The organism is Pseudoalteromonas sp. SWYJZ19 (genome assembly GCF_015864375.1).
GTDB classification, from domain to species: domain Bacteria; phylum Pseudomonadota; class Gammaproteobacteria; order Enterobacterales; family Alteromonadaceae; genus Pseudoalteromonas; species Pseudoalteromonas arctica.
Window position 1 is genome coordinate 217,264 of sequence record NZ_JADYXI010000004.1, and the last position, 26,520, is coordinate 243,783.

General features: G+C 39.3%; 25 protein-coding genes. 17 read left to right on the plus strand and 8 right to left on the minus strand.

Going from position 1 to position 26,520, the window contains the following annotated elements; genetic code table 11:
- Positions 1–283: 283 nt before the first annotated feature.
- The 11 genes from I6F45_RS06030 to I6F45_RS06080 all read left to right on the plus strand — a co-directional run bounded on the left by I6F45_RS06030 (position 284) and on the right by I6F45_RS06080 (position 8,761).
- Positions 284–937: a thermostable hemolysin gene (locus I6F45_RS06030; protein WP_033026818.1), complete on the plus strand. Its 654-nt coding sequence runs from the start codon at positions 284–286 to the stop codon at positions 935–937.
- Entirely contained in the window at positions 934–2,403 is a 1,470-nt protein-coding gene (locus I6F45_RS06035) for an AMP-binding protein (RefSeq protein ID WP_165728807.1), read from the plus strand. Before I6F45_RS06030 ends, I6F45_RS06035 begins: the two co-directional genes overlap by 4 nt.
- Positions 2,396–3,085 (plus strand): TenA family transcriptional regulator, encoded by a 690-nt coding sequence (locus I6F45_RS06040; RefSeq protein ID WP_165740508.1) that lies wholly within the window; start codon positions 2,396–2,398, stop codon positions 3,083–3,085. The genes I6F45_RS06035 and I6F45_RS06040 overlap by 8 nt, the downstream gene beginning before the upstream one ends.
- A complete protein-coding gene (locus tag I6F45_RS06045) occupies positions 3,082–3,852 on the plus strand; it encodes an SDR family oxidoreductase (RefSeq protein ID WP_165740509.1) in 771 nt (256 codons plus the stop codon). Before I6F45_RS06040 ends, I6F45_RS06045 begins: the two co-directional genes overlap by 4 nt.
- A 23-nt stretch (positions 3,853–3,875) precedes the next feature.
- Positions 3,876–4,523, plus strand: a complete 648-nt coding sequence (locus I6F45_RS06050) for a hypothetical protein (protein WP_197159951.1) — start codon at positions 3,876–3,878, stop codon at positions 4,521–4,523.
- A gap of 7 nt (positions 4,524–4,530) precedes the next feature.
- Positions 4,531–5,190, plus strand: a complete 660-nt coding sequence (locus tag I6F45_RS06055) for a response regulator (protein WP_197159953.1) — start codon at positions 4,531–4,533, stop codon at positions 5,188–5,190.
- 26 nt (positions 5,191–5,216) lie between these two features.
- The gene (locus tag I6F45_RS06060; protein ID WP_197159955.1) at positions 5,217–6,530 is read left to right on the plus strand and encodes an ATP-binding protein; all 1,314 of its coding nucleotides are present in this window, start codon (positions 5,217–5,219) and stop codon (positions 6,528–6,530) included.
- Positions 6,523–6,876, plus strand: a complete 354-nt coding sequence (locus I6F45_RS06065; protein ID WP_197159957.1) for a cupredoxin domain-containing protein — start codon at positions 6,523–6,525, stop codon at positions 6,874–6,876. Before I6F45_RS06060 ends, I6F45_RS06065 begins: the two co-directional genes overlap by 8 nt.
- The gene (locus I6F45_RS06070; protein ID WP_197159959.1) at positions 6,863–7,603 is read left to right on the plus strand and encodes an iron transporter; all 741 of its coding nucleotides are present in this window, start codon (positions 6,863–6,865) and stop codon (positions 7,601–7,603) included. The genes I6F45_RS06065 and I6F45_RS06070 overlap by 14 nt, the downstream gene beginning before the upstream one ends.
- Positions 7,600–8,316 (plus strand): hypothetical protein, encoded by a 717-nt coding sequence (locus I6F45_RS06075; protein WP_197119033.1) that lies wholly within the window; start codon positions 7,600–7,602, stop codon positions 8,314–8,316. Before I6F45_RS06070 ends, I6F45_RS06075 begins: the two co-directional genes overlap by 4 nt.
- A gap of 235 nt (positions 8,317–8,551) precedes the next feature.
- Positions 8,552–8,761 (plus strand): cold-shock protein, encoded by a 210-nt coding sequence (locus tag I6F45_RS06080; protein WP_002959120.1) that lies wholly within the window; start codon positions 8,552–8,554, stop codon positions 8,759–8,761.
- 867 nt (positions 8,762–9,628) lie between these two features.
- On the opposite strand, the gene I6F45_RS06085 is transcribed toward I6F45_RS06080, so the two are convergent.
- From I6F45_RS06085 to udk, 3 genes are all read right to left on the minus strand, one after another.
- On the minus strand, positions 9,629–10,339 hold the full coding sequence (locus tag I6F45_RS06085) for a substrate-binding periplasmic protein (RefSeq protein ID WP_197141692.1): 711 nt from the start codon (positions 10,337–10,339) through the stop codon (positions 9,629–9,631).
- 306 nt (positions 10,340–10,645) lie between these two features.
- On the minus strand, positions 10,646–11,872 hold the full coding sequence (locus I6F45_RS06090) for a NupC/NupG family nucleoside CNT transporter (protein WP_007583535.1): 1,227 nt from the start codon (positions 11,870–11,872) through the stop codon (positions 10,646–10,648).
- A gap of 17 nt (positions 11,873–11,889) precedes the next feature.
- Entirely contained in the window at positions 11,890–12,522 is a 633-nt protein-coding gene (gene udk / locus I6F45_RS06095; protein WP_007583533.1) for a uridine kinase, read from the minus strand.
- 192 nt (positions 12,523–12,714) lie between these two features.
- On the opposite strand from udk, the gene I6F45_RS06100 reads away from it, so the two are divergent.
- The 3 genes from I6F45_RS06100 to I6F45_RS06110 all read left to right on the plus strand — a co-directional run bounded on the left by I6F45_RS06100 (position 12,715) and on the right by I6F45_RS06110 (position 15,522).
- Positions 12,715–13,947, plus strand: coding sequence for a phosphopentomutase (locus I6F45_RS06100; RefSeq protein ID WP_010555228.1), 1,233 nt, complete (start codon positions 12,715–12,717; stop codon positions 13,945–13,947).
- Positions 13,947–14,651 (plus strand): purine-nucleoside phosphorylase, encoded by a 705-nt coding sequence (deoD, locus tag I6F45_RS06105; RefSeq protein WP_002959109.1) that lies wholly within the window; start codon positions 13,947–13,949, stop codon positions 14,649–14,651. The genes I6F45_RS06100 and deoD overlap by 1 nt, the downstream gene beginning before the upstream one ends.
- A gap of 652 nt (positions 14,652–15,303) precedes the next feature.
- Positions 15,304–15,522 carry a hypothetical protein gene (locus I6F45_RS06110; protein WP_165722933.1) on the plus strand — a complete coding sequence of 73 codons (219 nt, stop codon included), beginning with the start codon at positions 15,304–15,306 and terminating at the stop codon, positions 15,520–15,522.
- 436 nt (positions 15,523–15,958) lie between these two features.
- On the opposite strand, the gene I6F45_RS06115 is transcribed toward I6F45_RS06110, so the two are convergent.
- Positions 15,959–16,849, minus strand: coding sequence for a tetratricopeptide repeat protein (locus I6F45_RS06115; RefSeq protein ID WP_007583526.1), 891 nt, complete (start codon positions 16,847–16,849; stop codon positions 15,959–15,961).
- Between the two features lie 894 nt (positions 16,850–17,743).
- Between I6F45_RS06115 and katG the strand changes: the two genes are divergently transcribed.
- Complete coding sequence (gene katG, locus I6F45_RS06120) at positions 17,744–19,924, plus strand: catalase/peroxidase HPI (protein WP_165728797.1); 2,181 nt, start codon at positions 17,744–17,746, stop codon at positions 19,922–19,924.
- A 162-nt stretch (positions 19,925–20,086) separates the two neighbouring features.
- On the opposite strand, the gene I6F45_RS06125 is transcribed toward katG, so the two are convergent.
- Positions 20,087–20,659, minus strand: coding sequence for a hypothetical protein (locus tag I6F45_RS06125; RefSeq protein ID WP_010555231.1), 573 nt, complete (start codon positions 20,657–20,659; stop codon positions 20,087–20,089).
- A 192-nt stretch (positions 20,660–20,851) separates the two neighbouring features.
- Here I6F45_RS06125 and arfB point away from each other — a divergent pair, with 192 nt between their 5' ends.
- The gene (gene arfB, locus I6F45_RS06130) at positions 20,852–21,265 is read left to right on the plus strand and encodes an alternative ribosome rescue aminoacyl-tRNA hydrolase ArfB (RefSeq protein ID WP_007583522.1); all 414 of its coding nucleotides are present in this window, start codon (positions 20,852–20,854) and stop codon (positions 21,263–21,265) included.
- A gap of 129 nt (positions 21,266–21,394) precedes the next feature.
- Here arfB and eat read toward each other — a convergent pair whose 3' ends face one another.
- From eat to I6F45_RS06145, 3 genes are read right to left on the minus strand one after another with little or no spacing between them, the layout of a single operon-like run.
- The gene (gene eat, locus I6F45_RS06135; protein ID WP_197159960.1) at positions 21,395–22,801 is read right to left on the minus strand and encodes an ethanolamine permease; all 1,407 of its coding nucleotides are present in this window, start codon (positions 22,799–22,801) and stop codon (positions 21,395–21,397) included.
- 59 nt (positions 22,802–22,860) lie between these two features.
- On the minus strand, positions 22,861–23,748 hold the full coding sequence (eutC, locus tag I6F45_RS06140) for an ethanolamine ammonia-lyase subunit EutC (RefSeq protein WP_197159961.1): 888 nt from the start codon (positions 23,746–23,748) through the stop codon (positions 22,861–22,863).
- Positions 23,745–25,151, minus strand: coding sequence for an ethanolamine ammonia-lyase subunit EutB (locus tag I6F45_RS06145; RefSeq protein WP_197116876.1), 1,407 nt, complete (start codon positions 25,149–25,151; stop codon positions 23,745–23,747). Before I6F45_RS06145 ends, eutC begins: the two co-directional genes overlap by 4 nt.
- A 220-nt stretch (positions 25,152–25,371) precedes the next feature.
- On the opposite strand from I6F45_RS06145, the gene I6F45_RS06150 reads away from it, so the two are divergent.
- Positions 25,372–26,352 carry a helix-turn-helix domain-containing protein gene (locus I6F45_RS06150; RefSeq protein WP_165741312.1) on the plus strand — a complete coding sequence of 327 codons (981 nt, stop codon included), beginning with the start codon at positions 25,372–25,374 and terminating at the stop codon, positions 26,350–26,352.
- Positions 26,353–26,520: the final 168 nt, after the last annotated feature.

Sequence of the window (26,520 nt, forward strand, 5' to 3'; positions counted from 1 at the left end):
CATAGGCTCTGCCTTGCCTAAAAACCAAACATGCTGCTGCAAATTTAACCTCGAAAGATAAATAGGCCCTAGGGTAATAATTAACCTAAGTTTAATTTAAAAAAGAAGTTTTGTTATAGCAATTTGTTAGTTAGTTGAATTCTGATCTATTTAGCTTGCCTAGGCCCTCGCGATTTAATACTTAAGACGCTTTTTCATTTAAATTAAATTTCTTAAGTTTTCTTTAAGTTTCACTCGTTAAGTTTAAACCCTGAAATATAAACAGGTTTAAATGAGCGAGCTTATGCAATTAGCCCACACTTCTACATCATTAGATTTAACACAAAATAACAGTCAGTTTATTAGTGCTCGTATTGATGATGTGCATCGAAAAAATCTCGAAAATACAGTGAAAGAAGGTTTTTTAGTTGCGTATAACGCTAAGCTTACTTCTTTTATGCCACTACTTTGCCAATACGTTACCGAGCAAGGAAAGTGCACGTTAGGGCTAAGGCAAGCAACTTCGCCATTGTTTATTGAGCAATATTTAGCATCACCCGTTGAAGATTTTTTAGATGAAAGTATTTCTCGCAATAAAATTTTTGAACTTGGTAATCTCTGCTCTACAAATCGAAGAGCAACACTTGCACATTTTATTATTGTTAACGAAGCTCTGCAAAGTGTGGGGGCAAAACATTTAGTGTTTTGTGCAACCAACAAAGTGCGTGCTTTATTGCGCTTACTTGGTGTTACGTGTACCGAAATTGCACTTGCGAGCAGTTTTGTAGTTGAGAACCCATTAAAGTGGGGCAGCTATTACGCCAACCAACCAACAGTATGCATTGTGAGCCTAGAGCAAGCTCACCAACAAGTATTAAATACCCCAATGCTTTATAGTTTGATGCAGCAAAACCACTCAAATATCAATTCTTTGGTAAACGCATTGGTGAATGTATGAACTACTATAATACTCATTCAGTATCGCCATTAATTATTGCCCATAATAAAGATCTAACACGTGAAATTAACGGTGATGAGTTTAACCAGCAAATACAAAAAGTAGTAAAAATACTACAAAGCTTTAACGGCAAATGTGTCGCTTATAAGCTCGATAATACGCCAGCTTGGCTTGTTATTGATGCCGCTACTGCGGTTTCTAATAAAGTGGCTGTGCCAATTGCTCACTTTTTTAGTGAACAACAAACTCAATATGTACTAGCGCAATGCGGCGCTAATGTATTTATGAGCGACACGCTAAACCCTTTATTTGGGGAGCCGACCGCATCAATCAATTTATTTGAGTGTTACACATTATATATTTACGAAATTGTTGCAGCTAAACCCGTCAGTTATTTTCCAGAAACTCAAAAAGTAACGTTTACATCAGGATCGACTGGGCAACCAAAAGGCGTGTGTTTATCTACAAAGAGCCAAATGCAGGTAGCGCAATCGCTGTGCGATAAAATTAATATTAAAAACCCTGTTCATTTATGTTTATTGCCGCTTGCTGTATTGCTTGAAAATATAGCCGGTGTGTATGCCCCTTTAAAAAGTGGCGGTACAGTACATTTAATGCCATTAAATGAATTAGGCTTTGTTGGAACTACATTAAAACAGCCCGCACAGCTTATAGCTGCTATTGATAAAGTTAAGCCAAATACGCTTATTTTAGTGCCTGAACTATTAGCATGCTTAGTCGCTTTTGCAGAGCAAGGGTGGCAACCGCCTAGTTCGTTACAGTTTATTGCAGTAGGTGGTGCGCTTGTCAGCGAAATGCTAATAGTTAAAGCGCGTAGCTTAAACTTACCGGTGTACCAAGGTTATGGACTTTCTGAGGCGGCATCTGTAGTTAGTTTAAATACGCCCACAAACGATAACCTTCACAGTGCAGGCTCTGTGTTACCTCATATTCAAACCAAAATTGAAAATGGCCAGCTTTTTATAAAAGGCGATTTGTTTTTAGGTTACTTAAATCATCAACCTCACGACAAAAACCAGTGGTATGCAACCGGCGATCTGGTCGATCAGCATCAAAATACCTTATTTATTAAAGGCCGCTTAAAAAACCTAATTATTACCAGTATGGGGCGCAACATTAGTGCCGAGTGGCCTGAATCACTATTACTAAGTCAAAGCGGTATTTTACAAGCGGTTGTGTTTGGTGAAGGTCGACCTTTTTTAACCGCCATTATTTATGCCGATTCAAAGCTAAGTAACCCAGCGTTAGCGCAATACATTAACGCAATTAATAAACAACTACCCGACTATGCACGAATTCAAAAATGGCATCGTTTAACTGCCCCATTAAGTGTGCAACAAGGATTATTAACCACAAATAATCGCCCAAAACGAGATGCCATAAGTAAGCAGTATCATGCTGTGTTTGAGCAATTTTACCGACTTGGAGAAGTAATTAATGAGTGATTTTTTTAACACCCTTAAAGAGCAAACTAAACAAGAGCAAAACTATCTGCTTGCAGCACCTATTATTCAGCGTGTTTTTAAAGGCGAAGCATCACTTGAAGAATACGCCTCGTTTTTAGCACAAGCGTATCACCATGTTAAGCACACCGTGCCATTAATGATGTCAGTTGGTGCACGATTAACTGACGATCAAGAATGGCTGCGCGAAGCGGTCGCAGAATACATTGAAGAAGAAATAGGCCATCAAGAGTGGATACTTAACGATATTGCAGCCTGTGGTTTTAATAAAGAAGCAGTGCGGTGCAGTCAGCCACAATTTGCTACCGAGATGATGGTGTCGTATGCGTACGACTCCATTGCACGTAAAAATCCATTGAGCTTTTTTGGCATGGTGCATGTACTTGAAGGTACTTCGATAGCGCTTGCTGATGGCGCGGCTTCAAACATTGCTAATGCTGTGGGCTTACCTAAAAAAGCATTTAGTTATTTAACCTCTCACGGCGCACTTGATATAGAGCATGTAAAGTTTTTTGAAAACCTGATGAACCAAATAACAGATGAGGCGGATCAAGAAGCCATACTTCATGGTGCAAAGCGCTTTTATCGTTTATACGGCGATATATTTCGTGGACTCGATGATGAACCGTTTTTTAAAGCAAGTGCACAAGGCAAATCGGCATGAGCAGCTCTTTATGTGTGCTAACTGGTGCAACAGGCGGAATAGGGCAAGCAATTGCTAAAGCCCTATATGCAAAAGGGTGGACGTTACTGCTTGTAGGGCGTAATACGCAAGCTCTTGAAAAACTGAGCCGTGAATGCCCAGACAGTGAAACATTTACTGGCGATTTAACCGACGATACAACACGCATTAACTTAGCCATAAAAGCCAAGCAACTCGGTGGCGTTAAATTACTTATTAATAACGCTGGCGTAAATACGATGCAAAGCCTTGAGCACACAAGTAATGAGCAAATAGATAATATGCTGACTACTAATTTGTCGGTACCTATTAAATTATGCCAACTATTTTTAGGGCAGTTACAATATACCAAAGGCACCATTGTTAACGTGGGATCATCGTTTGGCAGTATTGGTTACCCGTTTCAAACACTTTATTGCGCCAGTAAATTTGGTTTACGTGGTTTTACAGAAGCGTTATCGCGTGAGTTGAATGGTTCAGGCGTTAAAGTGACCTATTTAGCACCAAGAGCAACAGATACCTCTATTAATAGCAGTAAAGCGCGGGCAATGAATAAAGAGCTCGGTAATAAAATGGACTCGCCAGAATTAGTTGCTCAAGAGTTATTAGCACTTATAAGTTCGAACCAAACAAGGCGCTTTATTGGTTTTCCTGAAAAATTATTTGCACGCATAAATGGCGCATTCCCAAGCGTTGTTGATAACGCTATTGCAAAACAACTTCCTAAAATCAAACGCTTTTTAAGTTAACAAACACACACAAGGGCAAAATTATGTATAAATTTACACTCGCATTATATTTAATATTAACGGCTGTATTTACGACCGCAGTACAGGCAGATGAAGCGCAAGACTTAACCTCAATTCAACAAAAGTGGGCAATTGCCAACTACGAACTTGAAGACGATGCGCAAATAGACGCGTTTACGCAACTAAGTGAGCAAAGCGCGTTATTTGTTAAAAACTACCCAAGCTCAGCACAAACACATATTTGGAATGGCATTGTGTTAGCTAGCTTTGCAGGTGCAAAAGGGGGCTTGGGTGCACTTGGTTTGGCAAAAGAGGCAAAAGTGTCACTTGAAAATGCACTCTCAATAGATGGTACTGCATTAAATGGGTCAGCTTACGCAAGCCTTGCAACGCTTTACAGTAAAGTACCTGGTTGGCCAATTGGTTTTGGTGATGACGACAAAGCTGAAAAATTATTTAAACAAGCGCTCGCTTTTAATCTCGAAGGCATTGATACTAATTACTTATACGGTGAATATTTGTATGACGAAGGCGATTATAAACAAGCTAAAGCACGACTACTTGTAGCACAAGCCGCGGGCATTCGTGATACTCGTGCAAAAGCAGATAAATATCGTCAACAAGCAATAAGCCAGCTATTGGTAAAAGTAGATAAAAAACTAAAAAGATAAACACATAATGCATTTATTACTCGTTGAGGACGATCATTTAGTGGCGCAAGGGCTTATTCGCTCTTTGCGTCAAGAGGGCTACAGCGTAGAGCATAGTGGTACAGTAAAGCACGCCTTAGAGTGCCTTTCTAGTGGTGAAATTGAGCTTGTTATTCTCGATTTAGGATTACCTGATGGCGATGGTTCGCAAGTTTTAAAGCATATTAAATCGCAAAAAAAAGTTATTCCGGTGGTTATTTTAACTGCTCGCGGCAGTATTGACGACAAAGTCCAAGGGCTTGATATGGGAGCAGACGATTACCTTGCAAAGCCGTTTGACCCCGCTGAGTTATTTGCCCGTTTACGTGTAGCAAGTCGGCGCATTAACCAAACGCAATCAAGCTTATTGCGTTGTAGTGATGTAGTAATGGATACTTCTGCTCATACAGTTACACTAAGTGGGCAATCACTTACGCTACCACGAAAAGAGTACATGCTTTTAAAAGCGCTGATGGAAAATCAGGGAAGGGTGCAATCAAAACAACAACTCGAAAACAAACTTTACCAATGGGGTGAAGAAGTTGGCTCTAATGCCATAGAGGTGCATATTCATCATCTTCGTAAAAAATTCCCTAGCGATTTTATTAAAACCTTACGTGGCATTGGCTACGTGGTTGGTAAGCGTTAGAGTGTGTTTGTTTTTCGAGGTTGAAAATGTCTATTCGTAAACGTCTGACCTTAATTTTACTTTCAATGATGGTGCTTACTTGTTTTTTAGCATTAGTAAAAGGCTATCAAAAAAGCATGCACCACGGCGAAAACTTGCTTGATAATGAGCTTAAAATAGTGGCTGGCGTTTTAATTGAACAACCATTGGCACTAACCACAAATGCAGCGCAAGTAAGTAATAATAGTGCTCAGTTATTGTATCAAATTTGGCAAAATAATCATTTACTTAGTGGTTCATCTAGTTTAACAAATAACCAAATTAGTTTTAGCGAGGGCTTTCAAACTGCAAATTTAGCAGGGCAGCGTATGCGAGTGTTTGTAATGAGCAAAAATACTCGTAAAGTCATCATTGCTGAACCTATAGCAAAGCGGTTTGAATTAGCTGAAGCCGTTATTTTATCGGCAATGTTACCTATGTTATGGGCAGTTCCCCTGCTTGCTATTTTTATAAGCTTTTTTGTTAAATACGCATTAGCCCCTCTTACCCGACTATCTAGGCAGTTGGCTTCTCGCCAAGCAAACGATTTTACGCCAATTAACTGGCAAGTAACCGACGAAGAAATTAAACCGGTTATTAATCGTTTAAACGACTTATTTAAACGCGTAGAAACCGCTTACTTACGAGAGCGCTTTTTTGCCTCAGATGCAGCTCACGAATTACGTACCCCGCTCAGTAGCTTAAAAATTAATGTACATAATTTAGCTAATAAGCAAAGTAACTCGCAAAATAATCAAGAATTACAAGCAATGTCACAAGGCATTAATCGCTTAAGTAATATTGTTGAACAAATGCTAATTTTAGGGCGCACTCAGCCAGAACAGTGGCAAAAGCAGTTTAGCGAGCAGTCATTGCTAGCGATTACTCAGCAAGTTGTATCGGAGCAATACGATAAAATAGACGAAAAAAACCAAACGATTAGCCTCGAAGGTGATGATTTTGTAATTAATGGTGATGAGTTTACATTAACCACACTCATCGCTAACTTGCTCAGTAATGCGATTAAATACACACCTAGTAACGGTCAAATTATAATTAAATTAGCATCAAGTAATAATGACTATAGTTGGCAAATAGATGATTCTGGTACAGGCATGACTGAAGAGCAAAAAGACCGAATATTTAATCGCTTTTATCGCGTAGGGGGCGATCAGCATCCATCAGGCGAGCAAGGTGCCGGTTTAGGTATGGCGATTGTTCAACACATAATTGCTATTTATGACGCAAAGATTCATTTAGCGAATAGTCGTTTAGGTGGACTAACCGTTAAGGTTACTTTTACAGGAGTAAAAAGTGACTAAACGTTTATTCAATCAATGCCTTTGTTGTTTACTGTTTTTATCGTTTAACGCGGTGAGTAAAGAGTACCTTATTATTTTAAAAGATCACTTGTTCTATCCCTCACAAATTACAATTCCCGTGAATAAAAAAGTAAAACTATTAATAGAAAACCAAGACAGCACACCAGAAGAGTTTGATAGCTTTGATCTAAACAGAGAAAAAGTACTCTACCCAAACCGTAAAAGCATTATTTATATAGGACCGCTAAGTAAAGGGCATTACGAGTTTTTTGGTGAGTTTTCGCCAAATACAGCAAGGGGCGTTGTAATAGTTGGCGATGAAGAGGCTCAGCATGTTAATAACTAGTTTAGTCATGAGCCTTAATCAATTACTACCTGTGGCTATTTTATTAGTGCTATTACAAGTATTTAAAAAACAGAGCTCTTTGCGAATATGCTCTGCTGTGTTAATTGGCGCGGTAATGTCGTTTTTGTACATGCAAAGCGCATCATGGGTGAGCCAGTGGTTTGAACACCAAGGGTTAGAGTACTCACAAATAGGGCTATGTATTACTATATTTATTGCTGTGTTGGTATTTGCACTAAAGCAAAAGTCAGCGGCATTTTATATCGCAGTTATCAGTACAGTAACATTGTATTTAAGCCATTATATTATTTACCTCACCAGTTTTTGGCAAAATAGTGATGCAGGGCAAAGCTTATTTATTGGCACTTTATTAGGCAGTGGAATTTGCTTAAGTTTTAGCGTATTGCTGTACTTTTTAATGAATACAATTAAGTACAGCTTTGGTATGTATCCGCTTTTTACTTTGCTTGCTTTTAACAGCGCGGCTAAGTTATTAGTTGCACTGGATTTGGCAAGCCAAATAGATTTAATTACAAACACCTCAACAGTGTGGGATTTACGTGATGTGCTAAGTGAAAATTCTGAACTAGGGCGCGTACTGCGTGCGCTTGTTGGTTACGAGGCCACTCCTGATTTAATGAGTGTACTTATATATAGTACAAGCAGCGTGTTATTTTTATTACTTTGTTATGTTATTCCGGCTTCAATAACTAAGGAACGTGTATGAAAGCACTCAACCTATATTTCGCGCTTAGTTTTACCGTTTTTTGTGTGTTGTTACTTCCAACCCAAGCGAATGCTGACGGTATTGTTGTTGATAAGGTATATCACCCCTATGTTTTGCCTTTTGAGCGTGAATTTGAGTGGCGATTAGTGTCGCATCAAACTGATAGTGGCAACATACTAGCGCAGCGTTTGGGTGGTGGCGGTGCTATTAACGATACAATGGCACTCGAAGGCTATTTAGTTGGTGAGCGAGACGATAACGGCGATTTTGGATTAGAAGCTTATGAGCTTGAGCTACGTTGGCAATTAATTGAACAAGGTAAATTATGGGCTGATTGGGGCGCGTTATTTGAGCTTGAAAAAAAACATAACGAAGATGTGTATGAGGCAACCTCGGGTTTTGTGATCGAAAAAGAATTTGGAAAAACAAGTCTTACGCTAAATGCTTTTTTGGTTTATGAGTGGGGGCAAGACATTAAAAACGAATGGGAAAGTGAGTTTAGAGCACAATATCGCTATCGATATCGCTCTGCTTTCCAGCCTTCTATAGAGGTTTACCTAGGTGAAGACTTTATTGGTATAGGGCCTGGCTTTATAGGTTTACAGCGCTTTGATGGGCAAAAGCAATTAAAATGGGAAGCGGGTTTCATCACTGAGATAAGCCAATCAGAAAAAAACCATAGTTTTAGGCTCGCATTAGAATTTGAATTTTAATAACCAATGATAGCTGTTTTGGTTGTTTATCATTCTGATTATAGATAGGTACTTGACATATTATTTAAACTCTATATAGTGGGCCGCAGCTAGAAAGAAAGCATGTAAGCTATAAATCTCCATTTCGATATAAGTAATACTTGTAGTACCGTCCTGAAGTTTTTAAAGTACCATCTCATTTTTTGCTACACCCGCTCTTATGAGCATATTTTTATTTTTATTTCAGGATATTACAATGTCTAACATCGTATCAGGTACAGTTAAGTGGTTTAACGAGTCTAAAGGTTTTGGTTTCATCGAGCAAGAAAATGGCCCAGACGTTTTCGCACATTTCTCAGCAATCAAAAGCGAAGGTTTCAAAACTTTAGCTGAAGGCCAACGTGTAGAGTTTACTCTTTCACAAGGTCAAAAAGGTCCACAAGCTGATAACATCACAGCTGTATAATTTTACTTTTTAAGTAAAATGAAAAAAAAGCGCTTAAGGCGCTTTTTTTGTGTCTGAAATTTGACTCAAACCAAGCAACGCCCATTATCAATGTAAATTAACTAAATGATATTGCTATTATTTAGCCCTCCTAATATTCGTTTTTCTATTCTTCTAAGTCATTGCGCTAATGCAAGTGAGTTTAAGCTTGTAATTTATACCGAACATTTCTCCCTTATAATTTCAAAACAACAAATTCAAAACGACAAAGATCAGCTTGTTAGTAGTACTCTCAATATTGTAAAAGGTATTTGCACAGCTATTGATATAACCTGCGAGTTTAAATTGCTACTTTGGAAGCGTGCTTATAACTTAGTTTAAAAGCCCCTTACTTTGGCATTGTTTCAATAATTAAAAACATCGAACGTGACCCTCTATTTAATTGGGGTCAGCCGCTAGCATCTAGTAAAACCTTCTTTTATAAGCTCAAAGCTAATAAGCAAGTTATACCAATTCCATTAAGTATGTGATCTAAATTTTAAGCCGAAAAAAAATTCAGTTCTAGGCGTATATAAAATTGGTTTTAAAGCGGGTAAAAACTTACTAATGTTTGGAGGCGAAAACAATATATGGATTTGTTTTTAAAAAGAAAAATAGATCTAATTTTGGGCTCATAATGACAATAATGCATCAGCTGGAACCTTTGACTATAAAGTGGGGAAGGTGCTGAAAGGCTGTAAAAATTATATCTTTGTGCGCTTGCTAGCAATTGCATCGCATTTAATAAGTAAGTAGTTGTGCGTGTCATAAAGCGATTTAACAAAGAATATAAAAAGTTAAAAATGAAAGATGATTTTGCCGCCTATAAGCATACTTACCTTCAATGATTTATCTTTCATAAGGCAGCCCTTTATTTTGCTTTATTTTTAAAAATGCAGCTTGCAGTGCTTCTATTAAATGCATATCTGTTTTTTTATTCGCAGCTAAATAAGCATCAATTGTTAGCTCATCTATTTTATAAATAAACTTTAAGTGTGCTGGTTCAAGCTTTAAATAGTCGCTCATCTGCTGCATATATAATGGATCGTCTACTATTAAATCTACTTTTTTAGCTAATAGTAAAGAGTATGATTTTTGAATATCAGAGGTTAAAACAACTTCAAATCCAAGTTTCGTGAGGGTTTGTGTTGAAAAGTCATTGCGTTGCATTGCAATTTTATACACTTTTGCTTGTTCAGTATTATTTATAATAAGATCATCACGCTCTGATAGGCCGATAAAGCCCAGCTCAAATCGTCCAACTGGTCCAATCCAATAAAATTTATTTTCTCGCTCTACAGTGCGTGCAAGGCTGTATATAAAGGTGTTTTTTAACTCATCTGCAATTTTATAAGCACGTGCCCAAGGATACATTTGAATGTTAGGTGTGAGATCAGCCTCAGCAAATATATCTCTAATAAACTGAGTACCTTCACCTGCTACCTCGCCATTAATCAATACTTGGTTTGGTGGTGCTAACTCTGTAACAACAAGCAGGGCTTCCTTTGCTTGAACATACACAGAGCAAATTAAAAAAAGAGAATAAAGAATATATTTCACAATAGCGAATCGTCATTCGGTTAGCTTAAGTAATAATAAGTGTGGCTGAAAATATGAAAAACACAAAAATTATTTATGTGAACTTGTTACTAAGATATTGGTTTATTTGAGTTATGTATAACTATAAAGGGGGCTAGATAGATAAGTGGCTTGGGGTTTGAAGTAGTTGAGGCTAAAAATTAAGGCCTAAAACGATAAAAGGGCCTTGCGGCCCTTGGTGAAGTATCGTTCAAGTCAGATAGAGCTTTAACCCCTTAAAGCGCTATCCTCTTGTTTTGCAACACCGGTGTTCATCTCAATAAGTTTCTAAGCTAGCGAGAGGAAAAACCCAGCAATTGCTGCGCTCATAAGGTTAGCCATAGATCCTGCTAACACTGCTCTGAGCCCTAAGCGTGCGATATCCTTCCGCCGACTAGGCGCCATACCGCCTAACCCACCTAGTAAAATGGCTATCGATGATAAGTTAGCAAACCCACATAAAGCAAAAGTAACGATTGCTTGTGTGTGCGCGCTTAACGTATCGCGATAATTTATAAAGTCTAAGTAAGCAACAAACTCGTTTACTACTATCTTTTGACCAATAAAGCTGCCGGCTATAATCGCTTCATCCCATGGCACACCTAGTAACCATGCAACTGGAGCAAATACATAACCTAATATTTCTTGAAGCGTTAATGTTGGGTAATCAAACCACCCGCCAATACCGCCTAATAAACCGTTTAATAATGCAATTAGCGCTACAAAAGCAAGTAACATTGCACCTACATTAAGTGCTAAATGCATACCGTTTGCAGCACCTGATGCAGCTGCATCAATTACATTTACAGGTTTATCTTCGTCATCTAAATCTAAATCAGCTAAGTTATCTCTAGGCGTTTCAGTTTCTGGCACAATCATCTTGGCCATTAAGAAACCACCTGGTGCAGCCATAAAGCTCGCAGCAATAAGATACTTAAGATCTACGCCAATAATTACGTAACCGGCCATTACAGAGCCTGCTACAGTGGCTAAGCCACCTACCATTACTGCAAACAATTCCGATTTTGTCATCGTTGCTATAAATGGCTTAACTATTAACGGTGCTTCAGTTTGGCCTACAAAAATATTTGCAGTTGCTGAAAGCGATTCTGTGCGAGAGGTCTTCAATAATTTTTGTAAACCGCCGCCTAAAATCCTAATTATCCAATCCATAATGCCAAGGTGATATAACACAGCAACAAGCGCTGAGAAAAACACGATAACTGGCAAAACTTGAATTGCAAAAATAAAACCTAATGTGTCTTGCGAGGCGAGTGGACCAAATAAAAACCCAATACCATCATTAGCATAACCAATAACCGACGAGACGGCTGATGACATGCTAGTTAACACATTTTTTCCTGCTTCGAAAAACAGAACAAAACCGCCTATAACAATTTGCATCGCAAATGCTATACCAACGGTTCTTAAATTAATTGCCTTGCGATTAGTTGACGCAGCAAAGGCAATGCTTAGTAGCACACACATGCCTACTAAGCTCATAAATGTTGTCATACAAATGTTTCCCGTTGTTATTCTTGTAGTAAATATTTAATTTTACTTTTTATTATATCAATCGCAACGCGGTTCATGCCGCCTCGAGTCACAACTAAATCAGCATTATGCTTAGAAGGCTCAATGAATTGATAAAACATCGGTCTAACAGTTGCCTGATATTGCTCAACAACAGATTGTAATGTTCTGCCTCGTTGCTCCATATCACGTTGCATACGACGCATTAAACAAATATCTAAAGGTGTGTCTATAAACACCTTAATATCAAATTCTTTATTAAGCGCTTTATCACTCAATAGTAAAATACCTTCAACAATCAGTATTTTAGCAGCTGGCACTCGGCGTGTGGTTGCGCTACGCGTGTGCTGTGCATAATCATACGTTGGTACTTCTACTGAGTTACCACAACGAAGTTGCGTTAAATGCTCAAGCATTAATGCGTGTTCAAATGCATCTGGATGGTCGTAATTTGTTTGCGTACGATGAGCCATCGGCAAATGCGACTGATCCTTGTAATAAGCATCTTCTTCAATAATGGCGATAGCGCCTGGTTCAAGCTCATTAACCAATTCATTGTAAATTGTTTGGCTAAAAAGAGATTTGCCCGACGCTGATGCGCCTGCAATGGCTATAATAGTAGTTCGTGTCACTAAAGTTCTCATCCACACAGAAAGATATATTGTTGGTAGATCACAATAGCAAAAAAGACACGATTAATCTCTTTTGCTTCGCTCAAGGGTGCAAATTTATAATGTTTAGGTTTTATGAAACAGGACTTTTGTCCTGTACGGAAAATTCGATCAGCGGATAAAGTAACCACCTAGAATCAAAGTGAGGTCAAAATGGCAAGAGCAATTATTTTAATGGCAGATAGCCTAGGAATCGGTGCAGCACCAGATGCAGATAAATTCGGCGATCTTGGGGCTAATACATTCGCTCACTTACTAAAAGCATATTACGACGAAACAGGCAGTGCGCTGTCGCTTCCTAACCTATCAAAACTTGGGTTAGTGGATGCATGCGAAGCTGCCGGTGGCGAACCGTGTTTAATTTCAGACCGCCAAGCTCCTCAAGGTGCATGGGGTTACGCTAAAGAAATCTCTAGCGGAAAAGACACGCCATCAGGTCATTGGGAAATGGCAGGCGTACCGGTGTTATTTGATTGGGGATATTTCCCAAAAACACAGCCAAGTTTCCCACAAGAATTTATAGACGAGTTTATTGCTCGTACAGGTATTCCTGGTATTTTAGGCAATTGCCATGCATCAGGAACTACCATTTTAGAACAGCTAGGTGAAGAGCACGTAAAAACAGGTAAACCAATCTGTTACACCTCAGCTGATAGCGTGTTTCAAATAGCCGCGCATGAAGAGTCATTCGGCCTAGAGAAGCTTTATCAAGTTTGCGAAATCGCACGGGCGCTACTTGATGAAATGAATATAGGACGAGTGATTGCGCGGCCATTTTTGGGTTCAAATAGCCAAGACTTTGCTCGAACGGGTAATCGTCGTGACTATTCAGTACTTCCGCCTGCACCAACATTGCTAGATGTACTAGCAAAAGACGGCGGCGAAGTAATTAGTATTGGTAAAATTTCAGATATTTACGCGCATCAGGGCATAACCCAAAAGCATAAAGCACCTGGACTTATGAACTTGCTAGAAAAAACCAGCGAAGTAATGGAAAGCGCGCCAGATCGTAGCTTAATCTTTACTAACCTAGTTGATTTTGATGAAAAATTTGGTCATCGTCGTAATCCAGTAGGATACGCAAAAGCATTAAAAGAATTTGATGACTATTTACCAACTATACTAAATCAGTTAAAAGCAGATGACGTATTAATGATCACTGCAGATCATGGCTGTGACCCAACCTTTCCAGGTTCTGAGCACACTCGTGAATACGTACCTGTTATTGCATACCAACCAGGTATGAGTAACACACCATTAGGTGAACGCAACAGCTTTGCAGATATAGGTCAAACACTGGCACAGTGGTTTAGCTTATCTGCGCTTGATTACGGCGACAGCTTTTTAAATGAGCTAAAAACGCCAAATAAAAAGGAAAACAATTAATGAGTACTCCGCATATCAGTGCAAACGTTGGTGATTTCGCCGAAACAGTATTAATGCCAGGCGATCCGCTACGTGCGCAATATATTGCTGAAAACTTTTTAGATGATGCAGTACAAGTTACAGGCGTTCGTAACATGTACGGTTTCACTGGTACTTACAAAGGTAAGCCAGTAAGTATCATGGGTTCAGGCATGGGCATTCCATCAATGTCTATTTATGCACGTGAGCTAATTGTAAGCTTTGGCGTTAAAAATATTATACGTATTGGTACGTGTGGCGGTATTGGCACAGATATCAAAATTCGTGACGTAATTTTTGCACAAGGTGCAAGCACAGATTCAAACGTAAACCGTGCACGCGTACGTGGCTACGATTTTGCTGCTATTGCTAACTTTGACCTACTTTTAAACGGCGTAAACGCTGCTAAAGAGCTAGGAATTAAAGCAAAAGTAGGTAACGTATTTACGACAGACACATTCTATCAAGCAGATGATTCGTTCTATAAAGACTTAGACAAGTTAGGCATGCTAGCAGTAGATATGGAAACAGCAGGCTTATACGGCGTTGCAGCTGAATACGGCGCAAACGCAATGGCATTATTTACAGTAAGTGACCACGTAATCACTGGCGAAGCAACACCTGCTGATGAGCGTCAAAGCACGTTTAACGAAATGGTTAAAATTGCATTAGAGTCAATAGCTTAAATAACACATAACAGTTCCTTGGTAACGTATTCACTAAGTTTTGGAGACACGCCCAAAGTGAAGTGAGACTAAACCTCCAAAGCCGCATTTTATGCGGCTTTTTTTATGCCTGAAGAAAATGGGTAGCAGCTTCTAATTACTTATACCAATTCGCTTAATTAAGTGATCTATTTTGAGGATGGAAAAACGTGTTGATAGCTAGGCAAAAAATTCGCTATTTAGTTGTTCTAAATGAGATTTTTTTAACGCAGGTAGCGACACGTTTAGCCCCTAAAAATGATTAAGTATTATTGCGGGTTGGTATTAATTCAACCATCTAAAAACTGCGTTTTTAAACGCCTGCAAGCAGCGCGTCTACAGGTAAATTAAACTGCTGAGTGTAAGTTTCTCAGGTAGGCGCTAAGCTTGCTCGCGCGCGAAGCACAGCTTCTAATTACTTAAGCTAACTACTCTAAAAGCGCAGCATCTCTAAACCTATTTGTGTATAACAGCCCTAAAAAAAATATGCACGCAGAGAAGAAAAAGAGGAGCAAATGAGAAGAGCAAAACCAATGCTGACTCGGCATTATAAAAGTACAAGCGTTGCTTTAAATGCTTGTAACCTGCGCGAATAGCAGTGTTTATACCAAGTTTAGAGTATGACTTGTTGCTCATGTTAGAAGCACAGTTTCTGATTGTTTTTATTATTTTAACTTCTAAGCTCTTCTCTAAAAGCGCAGCATCTCTAAACCTATTTGTGTATAACAGCCCTAAAAAACAATATGCACGCAGAGAAGAAAAAGAGGAGCAAATGAGAAGAGCAAAACCAATGCTGACTCGGCATTATAAAAGTACAAGCGTTGCTTTAAAAGCTTGTAACTTGCGCGAATAGCAGTGTTTATACCAAGTTTAGAGTATGACTTGTTGCTCATGTTAGAAGCACAACTTCTGATTATTTTAACTTCTAAGCTCTTCTCTAAAAGCGCAGCGTCTCTAAACCTCTTTGTGAATTAATCACTTTAGGTCTTAACTCTACGGTAGAGCAGAGTTTGTAGAGCGCAGTAAAGCTTCTAATTATACCAATCTGCTTATATATGGGGTCTATTTAACGTTAAGAAAATTAAGCTAGAACTAGGCAAAAATTTTTGTATCTAGTGTTCTAAATAAAAAATTTTTAACGACGTTATAGTGCAATTTAATTCGTTAAATTGATCAAAAATTTATGCAGGTTGGTATTACCCAACAAACATAACCTTTAAAAACAAAAAAAGGGCCAAGGCCCTTTTTTATGATGTTGCGCCTAATCATACAGGCCAAATACTGAGTGCTTAAACAACTTCACCAGCTACTATCGTATTAAAGCTGTCGTTGTCATGTAAGCTTGCAAATGCGCTCTCATGTAATAGCTCATTACGTAAATTTGGAGAGTATTCAAGTGCCATTTTAATGTCGGCTAATGCATCAGCATGCTTATGTGTTAGCGCATAAGCACATGCTCGTTGCCAATAGGCATAACCATAGACACTATCTATATCAATGGCTTGATTACACAACTCAATGGCTTGTGCTGTTTCATTTATTTCTAATAACGCATCGGCCTTATAAGCAATGGCTTCAACATCCTCTGGTTTGCGTTTTAAAATCTCATCAAATATTTCAATTTTATTAGCAAAATCACTTTCTAAATTGGCGCGCATCCATAACGAATGAACCTCGTTGGTAACTGATATGCGCTCTTGGTTACTGAGTATTTCTTCTGAGCGTACGCGTAGTTTTTCTTCAAGAATTTTTAATCGGTCTTCATACTCGTCAGTAATTACACTTACACGTGTATTTACAATATCTTCTACTTTGTTTTTAACATCGCGTAGTGAGTTCCAGCCCACTAAAACCAAAATAGAAGCCGTAGCGGTAATTATAAAAAATACATTATTAATAGTATCGGTAGTGTATGTTAATGCGCGATCTGCAGTATCAAGCTGTGCATGAGTAACTTGCTTAGTTACATCCTCACGGAGTTTTTGTTGATCTTGCCTTACGGCTTTTAGCTCGTCGAGTATGTAGCGCTCCATTAGCGGTTTAAACATAGACTCTTTAAGTTGTTTGAGGGCTTGTTGCTCTTGTTGTGCTGTAGGGGCTGCTGGTTTTTGTTCAGCAGAATTTACTATGCCCGAAAAAAAAGTTAAACAAACAAAAAGTGTAGATAGGTAATAACGCATCGGTACGCCTAATTAAATTAATTACTGTAATAACTTTAACATGCAGGGCTGAATGGCACTAGGGCGCGTTGACTTTTCAGGATTAAAATTGACCTAATTTAGATAGGAGTAATAGTTGTAAGAATTTTTTAGCCTAGTGAGCTTAGCAATAACAGGTTAAAGCATGAGCATTTTGCTAATACTTAGTTGGTTTTAAGAAAAAATAGGCAAAAAAAACCAGCTCAATATGAGCTGGCAAAAACTGCTTAAAACAACAATATGTCGTAGGGGTTCACAGGAGAACAACTTCATACTAACTGAATCTTTATGAACAAATACTTAATTCAATTCAATTAGTTAAAAATATAAGAATACTCAAAGTATTCGGTTTATAAAGTAAAGGTGCATTGGGCTTAAGTAATGCACCTTTATAATTATAACTATATAACTACAATTTCATGGTGAAGGGGGGTATTCCAATGTGCGCTTCAAATAAATTAAAGCCACTTTCAAACCCTTCACATACCATTACGCCGAAATTTTTCAATTCGATCACAGGTCTAGTAAAAAGGTTAAGGTTAATTCACTAATTTTTTTTTATCTTACGTAATACCTTACACGAGCGTCATCAGATTTATTTTTACTATTATTTTGAATGTAATTACAAAGCTATTGTATTAGCAAAAGGCCAATCAAAAATATAAATTGGAGCAATCGTTTTAAATAGTATGTTGAGGCTGGCGTAGCATAATTTATGCGCCTATATTAAGGATACGTAAGTGTTTAGGCAGGCACACTAAATAATAAGTAAGCCGATTAAATAAAAATAACCGTTACTTTTTAAAAAGTTATAAATACATAAACAACAATACTGATTGATTAAGTATTTTACTTTTCTATTATAAGGATTCCAGAATGAGCAACCCTAAAGCAGGCCAATGTCCGGTCATGCACGGCAGTAATACTAAAACGTCTAATCCCAATACTGATTGGTGGCCAAATGCCCTAAACTTAGACATTCTTCATCAGCACGACACCAAATCAAATCCATACAATAGCGACTTTAATTACGCTGAAGCATTTAAATCAATCGATCTTGACGCGCTAAAAACAGACGTAAAAAGCTTAATGACCGATAGCCAAGATTGGTGGCCAGCCGATTGGGGACATTACGGCGGTTTAATGATTCGTTTAGCATGGCACTCAGCGGGTTCATACCGTTTGGCCGATGGTAGAGGGGGCGGTGGTACAGGTAATCAACGTTTTGCGCCACTAAATTCATGGCCAGACAACGGTAACCTCGACAAAGCGCGCCGTTTACTTTGGCCAATAAAGAAAAAATACGGTAACAAGCTTTCATGGGCCGACTTAATTATTTTAGCGGGCAACATGGCATACGAATCAATGGGTTTAAAAACCTTTGGTTTTGCCGGCGGCCGAGAAGATATTTGGCATCCTGAAAAAGACGTTTACTGGGGAGCTGAAAAAGAATGGTTAGCGCCAAGTGACGGTCGTTACGAAAGTGTAGATAAACCAGACACCATGGAAAACCCATTAGCCGCAGTACAAATGGGCTTAATTTATGTAAACCCTGAAGGTGTAAATGGTATACCTGATCCGCTTAAAACAGCGGCCCAAATTCGCGAAACTTTTGCGCGTATGGCAATGGATGACGAAGAAACCGCTGCATTAACGGTAGGCGGGCACACAGTAGGTAAAGCACATGGTAATGGCAAAGCAGAAAACTTAGGCCCAGAGCCAGAAGCTGCTGACGTACACGAGCAAGGCCTTGGTTGGAATAACACTACAACCCGTGGTATTGGCCGCGATACAGTTACATCAGGTGTAGAGGGCGCATGGACTACGCACCCAACACAATGGGATAACGAATACTGTAAGCTTTTATTAACCTACGAATGGGAACTCACTAAAAGCCCTGCAGGTGCTCATCAGTGGGAGCCTATTAATATTAAAGAAGAAGACAAGCCCGTCGATGTAGAAGATTCATCAATTCGTTTGAACCCAATGATGACAGATGCTGATATGGCCATGAAAGTGGACCCAACGTACCGTAAAATTATTGAGCGTTTTTATAACGACTTTGACTACTTTTCAGACGTGTTTGCACGTGCCTGGTTTAAACTAACTCACCGCGATTTAGGCCCTAAATCATGTTACTTAGGTGCTGACGTACCAAGCGAAGACTTAATTTGGCAAGATCCAATTCCAACCGTTGATTACACATTAACAGACGACGAAATTAGCAATCTAAAAACAACATTATTAAATTGTGGTGTTAGTGCCGCTGATTTAATAAATACAGCTTGGGATAGCGCACGTACTTATCGTGGTTCTGATAAACGTGGCGGCGCAAATGGTGCACGCATTCGTTTAGCACCGCAAAAAGATTGGCAAGGTAATGAGCCAGAACGTTTAACATCAGTACTTAGTGCGCTTGAAAAAGTGCAGGCTGGCTTGAGTAAACCTGTTAGCATCGCCGACTTAATTGTTTTAGGTGGTACAGCAGCCGTAGAACAAGCTGCAAAACAAGCCGGTGTTGATGTAAACGTGCCGTTTGCTCCAGGACGTGGAGATGCAACAGACGAAATGACTGATGCAGAATCGTTTGATGTACTAGAACCAATACACGATGGTTTTAGAAACTGGCTGAAAAAAGATTACGCAGTGTCAGCGGAAGAGTTATTACTAGAGCGCAGCCAATTAATGGGATTAAGTGCACCAGAAATGTCGGTACTTATTGGTGGGATGCGAGTACTAGGTACTAACTATGCTGGCAGCGAACACGGCGTATTTACAAATAGCGTAGGCTCATTAACCAACGACTTCTTTGTAAACTTAACTGACATGTCAAACCGTTGGGAGCCAACTCAAAAAGGTTTATACAATATAGTAGACCGTAAAAGTGGCACTACTAAATGGACTGCAACACGCGTTGATTTAGTATTTGGATCAAACTCTATATTGCGCGCACTTGCTGAGTTTTATGCACAAGACGACAACAAAGAGCGCTTTGTACATGACTTTGTAAACGCATGGGTAAAAGTAATGAACGCAGACAGATTCGATCTTAAATAATCTGTACGCTAAATAAAAACGGGGGAGTAATAATTTACTCCCCCGTTTTTGCATATAGTCCCGGTCAGTATTACTTATAAAATATTGTAATTTATCTAAGTCATATAAAAATTAGGCATTAAAAAAGGCGGCAAAAGCCACCTTTTTATAAAACAATAAAACTTATAGAAGTGCAAAAAGCTTTTGTAGTTGTGGCATGTATTCGCTCACAAGTTCAAGGTTGCTTTCGCTTACTAAAGACTCTGTAGACTCCTCAGCTGCGCTTGACGATTTACCAAACGAACCCATTAACGAACTAGCGCCTTTATCTTTAGCACTTTTCATGCTTTGAAAACCGCCCATTACTTTATTCGCTGTTTCTTGATTATCAGCAGATAAACCCGATTTAAGGTTTTCGATATAAGCCATTGATACTTCAGAACCTACAGTTACTAGTTGCTCTGGTGTAAAGCCGTAGCGGCCTGTAACACCCGCGAAGCTTTTGTATAGGTCTTGCTCTTTAATCATGCTTAGTGCGCTATTAGCTAAAGAGCTTTGTTCGTCAACACTTTGATCTGCAGAACCACCTAACATACTTGCTAAGTCTAAGTCTTTTAAAGACTCTTGGCTGCTTGCCCAGCTCGTTACAGCTGGCAGTGCTTTCATATAGCTTTGAAGTTGACCTTCGTTAATATCTACTGCAAGGCTTGAGAAACTCATTGCTAATAAGCTAAGTGATACAAGTATTTTTTTCATTGAGCATTTCCTAGTATTAAAGTTGTGCCAATTAGAAACTAATAAGCAACACTTGCCAACACAAAATAATATATTGGCTGATTTTATAGTACAATTTATGAGAATTTATTTAAGTTCTAAGAATTTAGTTCATTCACCACAAGCTAATGTACTGATGATATAATACATTTTTGACAAATAGAGCTGAACACAATGTTAACAATTTCAAATACTGTCACTATCGATGAATGGGAACTAGAGCTAACGGCTATTCGTTCGCAAGGTGCCGGTGGTCAAAATGTTAACAAAGTCGCAAGTGCAATTCATTTACGCTTTGATATTAACCGCTCTAAATTACCTGATTTTTATAAAGAGCGTTTGCTAGCCTTAAATGATACAAGAATTACCAAAGAAGGCGTTTTAATAATTAAAGCGCAAAGCCATCGTACTCAAGAGCTAAACCGAGAAGATGCCCTTAAGCGCTTAAAAGATTTAATACTTAGTGCTACCGTTGTTAATAAAGCGCGTCGTGCCACCAAGCCCAGCCGTAATTCACAGCGAAAGCGCATGGATAAAAAAACTAAACACGGGCAAAACAAAGCGCTACGCGGCAACATAAAGTTTTAGTTTTAAACGGTATTAATAAAGTATAGAAGGGACTTGATGCCTACATGCAGGCATCATTTTTACATCGTATTGTACGTATAAAAATATGAGTGAGGGGTAGCCTCACTTATATTTAATAACTATTAATACCTACTTAGCCATTTCTAAATCAGATTCTGCATTTGCCAACATTGCAAACTCTTCATCAGCGCTTTTAGCAACTAAGTGTTTTGAGCTATAGCCAAAGTAATATGCGGCGCCCACAATAAACAGCACCATAGTGTATAAAAATGCACGAGGGTCAAACGCATACACACCCGTTAATGCTATAAGCGAAAGTACTAAAGCAATACTTGACGTAACTACGCCACCTGGAGTTTTGTACGGGCGAGGTAAATCAGGTTGTTTAACGCGAAGTAAAATATGGCTCAGCGCCATTAATGCATACGAGAGCGTTGCACCTACTACTGCCATTGCAAGTATTAAGTCACCCTCACCACTGAGTGATACTAAAAAGCCAAATACTGCCGGTACAATCAACGCACGTGCTGGCACTTTGCGATTAGTCGTAATAGACAACGAACGTGGTAAATAACCGGCTCTAGATAAAGCAAACACTAAGCGACTATAACCATAAATAATAGAGAAAAACGAAGCAACTAAACCCGCAAGCCCTAATATATTTACAACGGTTGCTAAGCCCTCACTACCCGATGCATTTAATGCATCAACTAAAGGTACAGCACTTGCCCCCATTGCAGCAGCACCGCCAGCACCAGGTACTAAAACAACAACTAAAAAAGCAGTAAATAACAAAAAGATCATTGCACCAATAATGCCTTTTGGCACATCTCTAGCGGGATCTTTTGCTTCTTCAGCAGCAAGCGGTACACCTTCAACTGCTAAAAATAACCACATGGCAAACGGTAATGCAGCCCAAACCCCGTACCAACCTAAAGGTAAAAACTCACTAGCTCCCACTGCATCGGTTACGGGGACGTCAAATAAGCGTGATGCATCAAAATTTGTGATTAAAACAAAAGCCGTTGCAATAATAGCTAATACCGCTAAACCACTTATTACCATCATTACTTTTAGCGCTTCTCCTACGCCCGCTAAATGAATTCCTACAAATAGTAAGTAAAATAATGCATATACCCATGGACCATTAAACCCGGTGAGGGCTTCAACTGCCGAGCCTATAAAAATAACAATAGCAGCGGGCGCTAAGGCATATTCAATTAATACGGCAAGCCCGGTTAAATAGCCTCCTGCTGGCCCCATAGCTTGACGCGCAAAACTATAACCACCGCCTGCAGCAGGTATTGCAGCTGACATTTCAGCAAGCGATAGTACAAGCGCTAAATACATAACCGCCATTAATACTGCAGCAATGGCAAAACCACCCCAACCGGCTTCGGCGATACCAAAGTTCCAGCCTGCAAAGTCACCCGATATTACATACGACACACCCAAACCTGCGAGCAATAACCACCCCGCAGTACCCCGTTTTAACTGTCTTTTAGCAAGGTACTCTGTATTATTATTAGTAGACATAACCTTTCTCCGTTGATGTTTAGTTTTTATTTTTTTATTTCATGTGTTTTTAATTAAAATTACTCAGCAATTAAAAAGTTAGTGGTTGAAACCTGATGCTCAATTACATCATCTTGTGTGCGGTCTTTTAAATTAACCCCAGTTAGTTTTAGTTTTTTAGCTTCACGTAATAAGTACAGTGCGCGTCTAGCTGCTTCTGTATAAGGTAGGCCTGCAGGGCGAATATTCGATATGCAATTACGACATGCATCGTTAAGTCCTGTTTTGGGCTCCCATGTTAAATACAAGCCAAGGCTATCTGGCGAACTAAGTCCTGGGCGCTCTCCTATTAACACCATAACCACCTGCGCATTTAGCAACTCACCTATATCGTCGCCAATCGCTACTCGCCCTTGCTCAACCAAAGTAATGGGAGCAATTTTAAATTGCTTGTCTGTTGTAAGGTGCGTTAATAGCTCTGTTATAAATGGGTATGCATTTTTTTGTACCGCCAACGACGAAAGTCCATCAACCACTACAATCGCTAAATCGTATTTAACCTGCGTAGTGTGTTTTTGTTTATTCATATAGCTGAGAAGTACTTGCCTACCATTTTCATCAAGTTTGCGGCCTAAATCGGGTCGCTGAAGGTAAGTAACCCTGTTAACGGCTTGGCTGTGTAAATGCAGGGGAGGGGCAACCTCTTTTAGAGCACTAATACTGCCTAGTTGCTCAGTTATTTCGTTAATATCAAGCGGAAAACTCACCGCATCACGCGCTTGTGCATGAGATAGCTGAAAAGCCAGCATTTCTGAGGTTGGCAAACTTATACCAGCGCGACCAAGCCCAATACGGGCGTCGGTAAAACGCCGTAAATCACTCCAAGGGTTGTGCACTACATTACCGTTATTTTTATGCTCATTTACTGAGTTATCTAATGGAGTGGTCGGTTTTGAACGTGATTTCATGAGCCACCTCCAGCAATTGCACCCAGAGGTTTAGCAAAAGCGGGAGGCAAGGTATCTGAAAGTGTCATATCGGTAGTGCTTTGCATAATTTTCATTTTGCTTAGCCATGCTTCAAACTCAGGGGCGGGTCTAGAGCCAAGAACTCGACGCACATATAATGCATCATGAAACGACGTAGTTTGGTAGTTAAGCATAATATCGTCAGAGCCAGGTATTCCCATTACAAACGAGCAACCTGCAACACCTAATAGCGTTAGCAAATTATCCATATCGTTTTGATCGGCCTCTGCATGATTGGTGTAACACACGTCACACCCCATCGGTATGCCTAGTAACTTAGCGCAAAAGTGATCCTCAAGTCCTGCTCGGGTAATTTCTTTACCATCAAACAAATATTCAGGGCCAATAAACCCCACCACGGTATTAACCAGTAACGGATCAAACTTACGAGCAACTGCATAAGCGCGAGCTTCACACGTTTGCTGATCAAGCCCATGATGCGCATTTGCTGAAAGCGAACTGCCTTGCCCAGTTTCAAAATACATCACATTATTGCCAACAGTGCCGCGCTTTAAACTCAAAGCGGCATCTTGCGCTTCAGCTAAAGTATTTAAATTAAAACCAAAACTTGAGTTAGTAGCCTCCGTGCCGCCAATCGACTGAAATACCAAATCAACCGGTGCGCCAGCTTCTATACATTCAATAGTGTTAGTAACATGGGTAAGCACACAGCTTTGCGTCGGTATGGCGTATTTTTGAATAACATCATCCATTAATGTCATTAATTTAATGGCCTGGGCAACGTTGTCGGTTGCTGGGTTTATACCTATTACGGCATCGCCATTACCGTATAGCAGCCCATCAAGCATGCATGCAGCAATACCGTTAATATCGTCAGTTGGATGATTTGGTTGTAAACGTGTAGATAAATGCCCAGGGAGGCCAATAGTGTTTCTAAAAGCACTTGTAACATGGCACTTTTTAGCAATTAATATGAGATCTTGATTGCGCATTATTTTGCTAACTGCAGCAGCCATTTCAGGCGTAATTCCTTGCCTTATACTTGCAAGTACAGCGGGTGTTGCAAAGTCGCTTAAAAGCCAATTACGAAAATCGCCTACAGTTAAATGTGCAATAGCCATAAAGGCATTGGCATCGTGCTCGTCAATAATTAAGCGTGTAATTTCGTCATCTTCGTAGGGAATAAGTACCTCATTTAAAAATGTTTTAAGAGGTACATCGGCCAATGTCATTTGAGCCACAGCACGTTCTTGTGCTGATTGTGCAATGACGCCCGCTAAGCGATCACCCGAACGCTGTGGCGTTGCTTTAGCCATTAACTGGGCTAAGTTCTTGAATTTATAAGTGTGTGTACCTAAAGTGTAACTGTACGCTTGCCCCATGATTTACTCCACATAACTAACATGATAAACCTTGGTATAGGTTTTGCTGCATCTTTAGCTATAAATCAATTTTCAATAGTTACAAGACAGCTTATTTTGTACCAAGTAACTATCGAATTTCGGCAAAAGATTATTTATTAATCCAATTCAATTGGTTACATACGCAAAGCGGTGTTAACTTAACCATAATAAAAGTGTAACGAAAAAGAGCATCCCCTATATGGCGCAGCAAAGTAGCTACAACGCACCACTAAAGAGCAAGGTGCAAACACACGATATAGACGAGCAAGCGCATAGCCTTACTCAATGGCAGCAAAAATACGATCAAATGAGCGACGGCAGCTTTTATGGTTTTATTGAAGAAACAGATTACGTCAATATTCATGTGTTTAAAGAATACACCGAGCGAGCGCTTCGTCAGCAATGTAACATCGCCCCCAATTCGGTTTGGCTTGGCATTCCTTGTCAGTCGCAGCAAAGTAAGATTAATGGTCTAAGTGTGGCAAGTAATCAATTTATGTGCCGTACAAGTGATAATGACTTTGAGCTGATAACCCCTGAGCAATTTAATATTTATGGTTTGGTAATCGATTGGAATTCAATTGAATATATGGCGCAGCTACAAGGCGTAACATTGAAAAACCTATCATCAGCACAATCAGCTCGCTTATCGGTAAGCAACTCATCATTGCAAACGGCAAGGCAAATAATTAATAGCATGGTTGTAGGCAAGGGCTTTGGACTTAAAACCGAATCGCAACAAGATATGCTAAACATGTTGGCACTACACTTATTACAAGCAGATAATCCACAACAAAATATTGCGCCAAGTTATAAACATCGAAAAGCCGTAGTAGATAAAGTAAAAGATTACGTGGCCACAAATCCACAAAACCCAATAACCATAACCGAGCTGTGCGAGCTTGCCTTTGTAAGTAGGCGCACACTTCAGTATAGTTTTGAGAGTGTTTTAGGAATTAACCCTTTGCGGTTTTTACGTTTAACACGCTTAAATAATGTAAGGCGGGAACTAAAAAAACCAAACCAAGATAAGCCAATTTCAGTAATAGCAGCCAATTGGGGATTTTGGCATGCGGGACAATTTGCTAAAGATTACACGCAACTATTTGGTGAAAACCCATCACAAACAGTTAAAAATTCAGCACAGCAGTTTAAACCACCGTGCTCTACAAACTTGTAGGTGCGAATTTACTTCGCGCTCATGTAACGTGGCTTTAATGCTCTAAAAGTGAAAGCGAGGTATAAAACCTCACCTACATCGTGCAAACACCAAACCCGTAGGTGCGAATTTATTTCGCGCTCATGTAACATGGCTTTAATGCTCTAAAAGTGAAAGCGAGGTATAAAA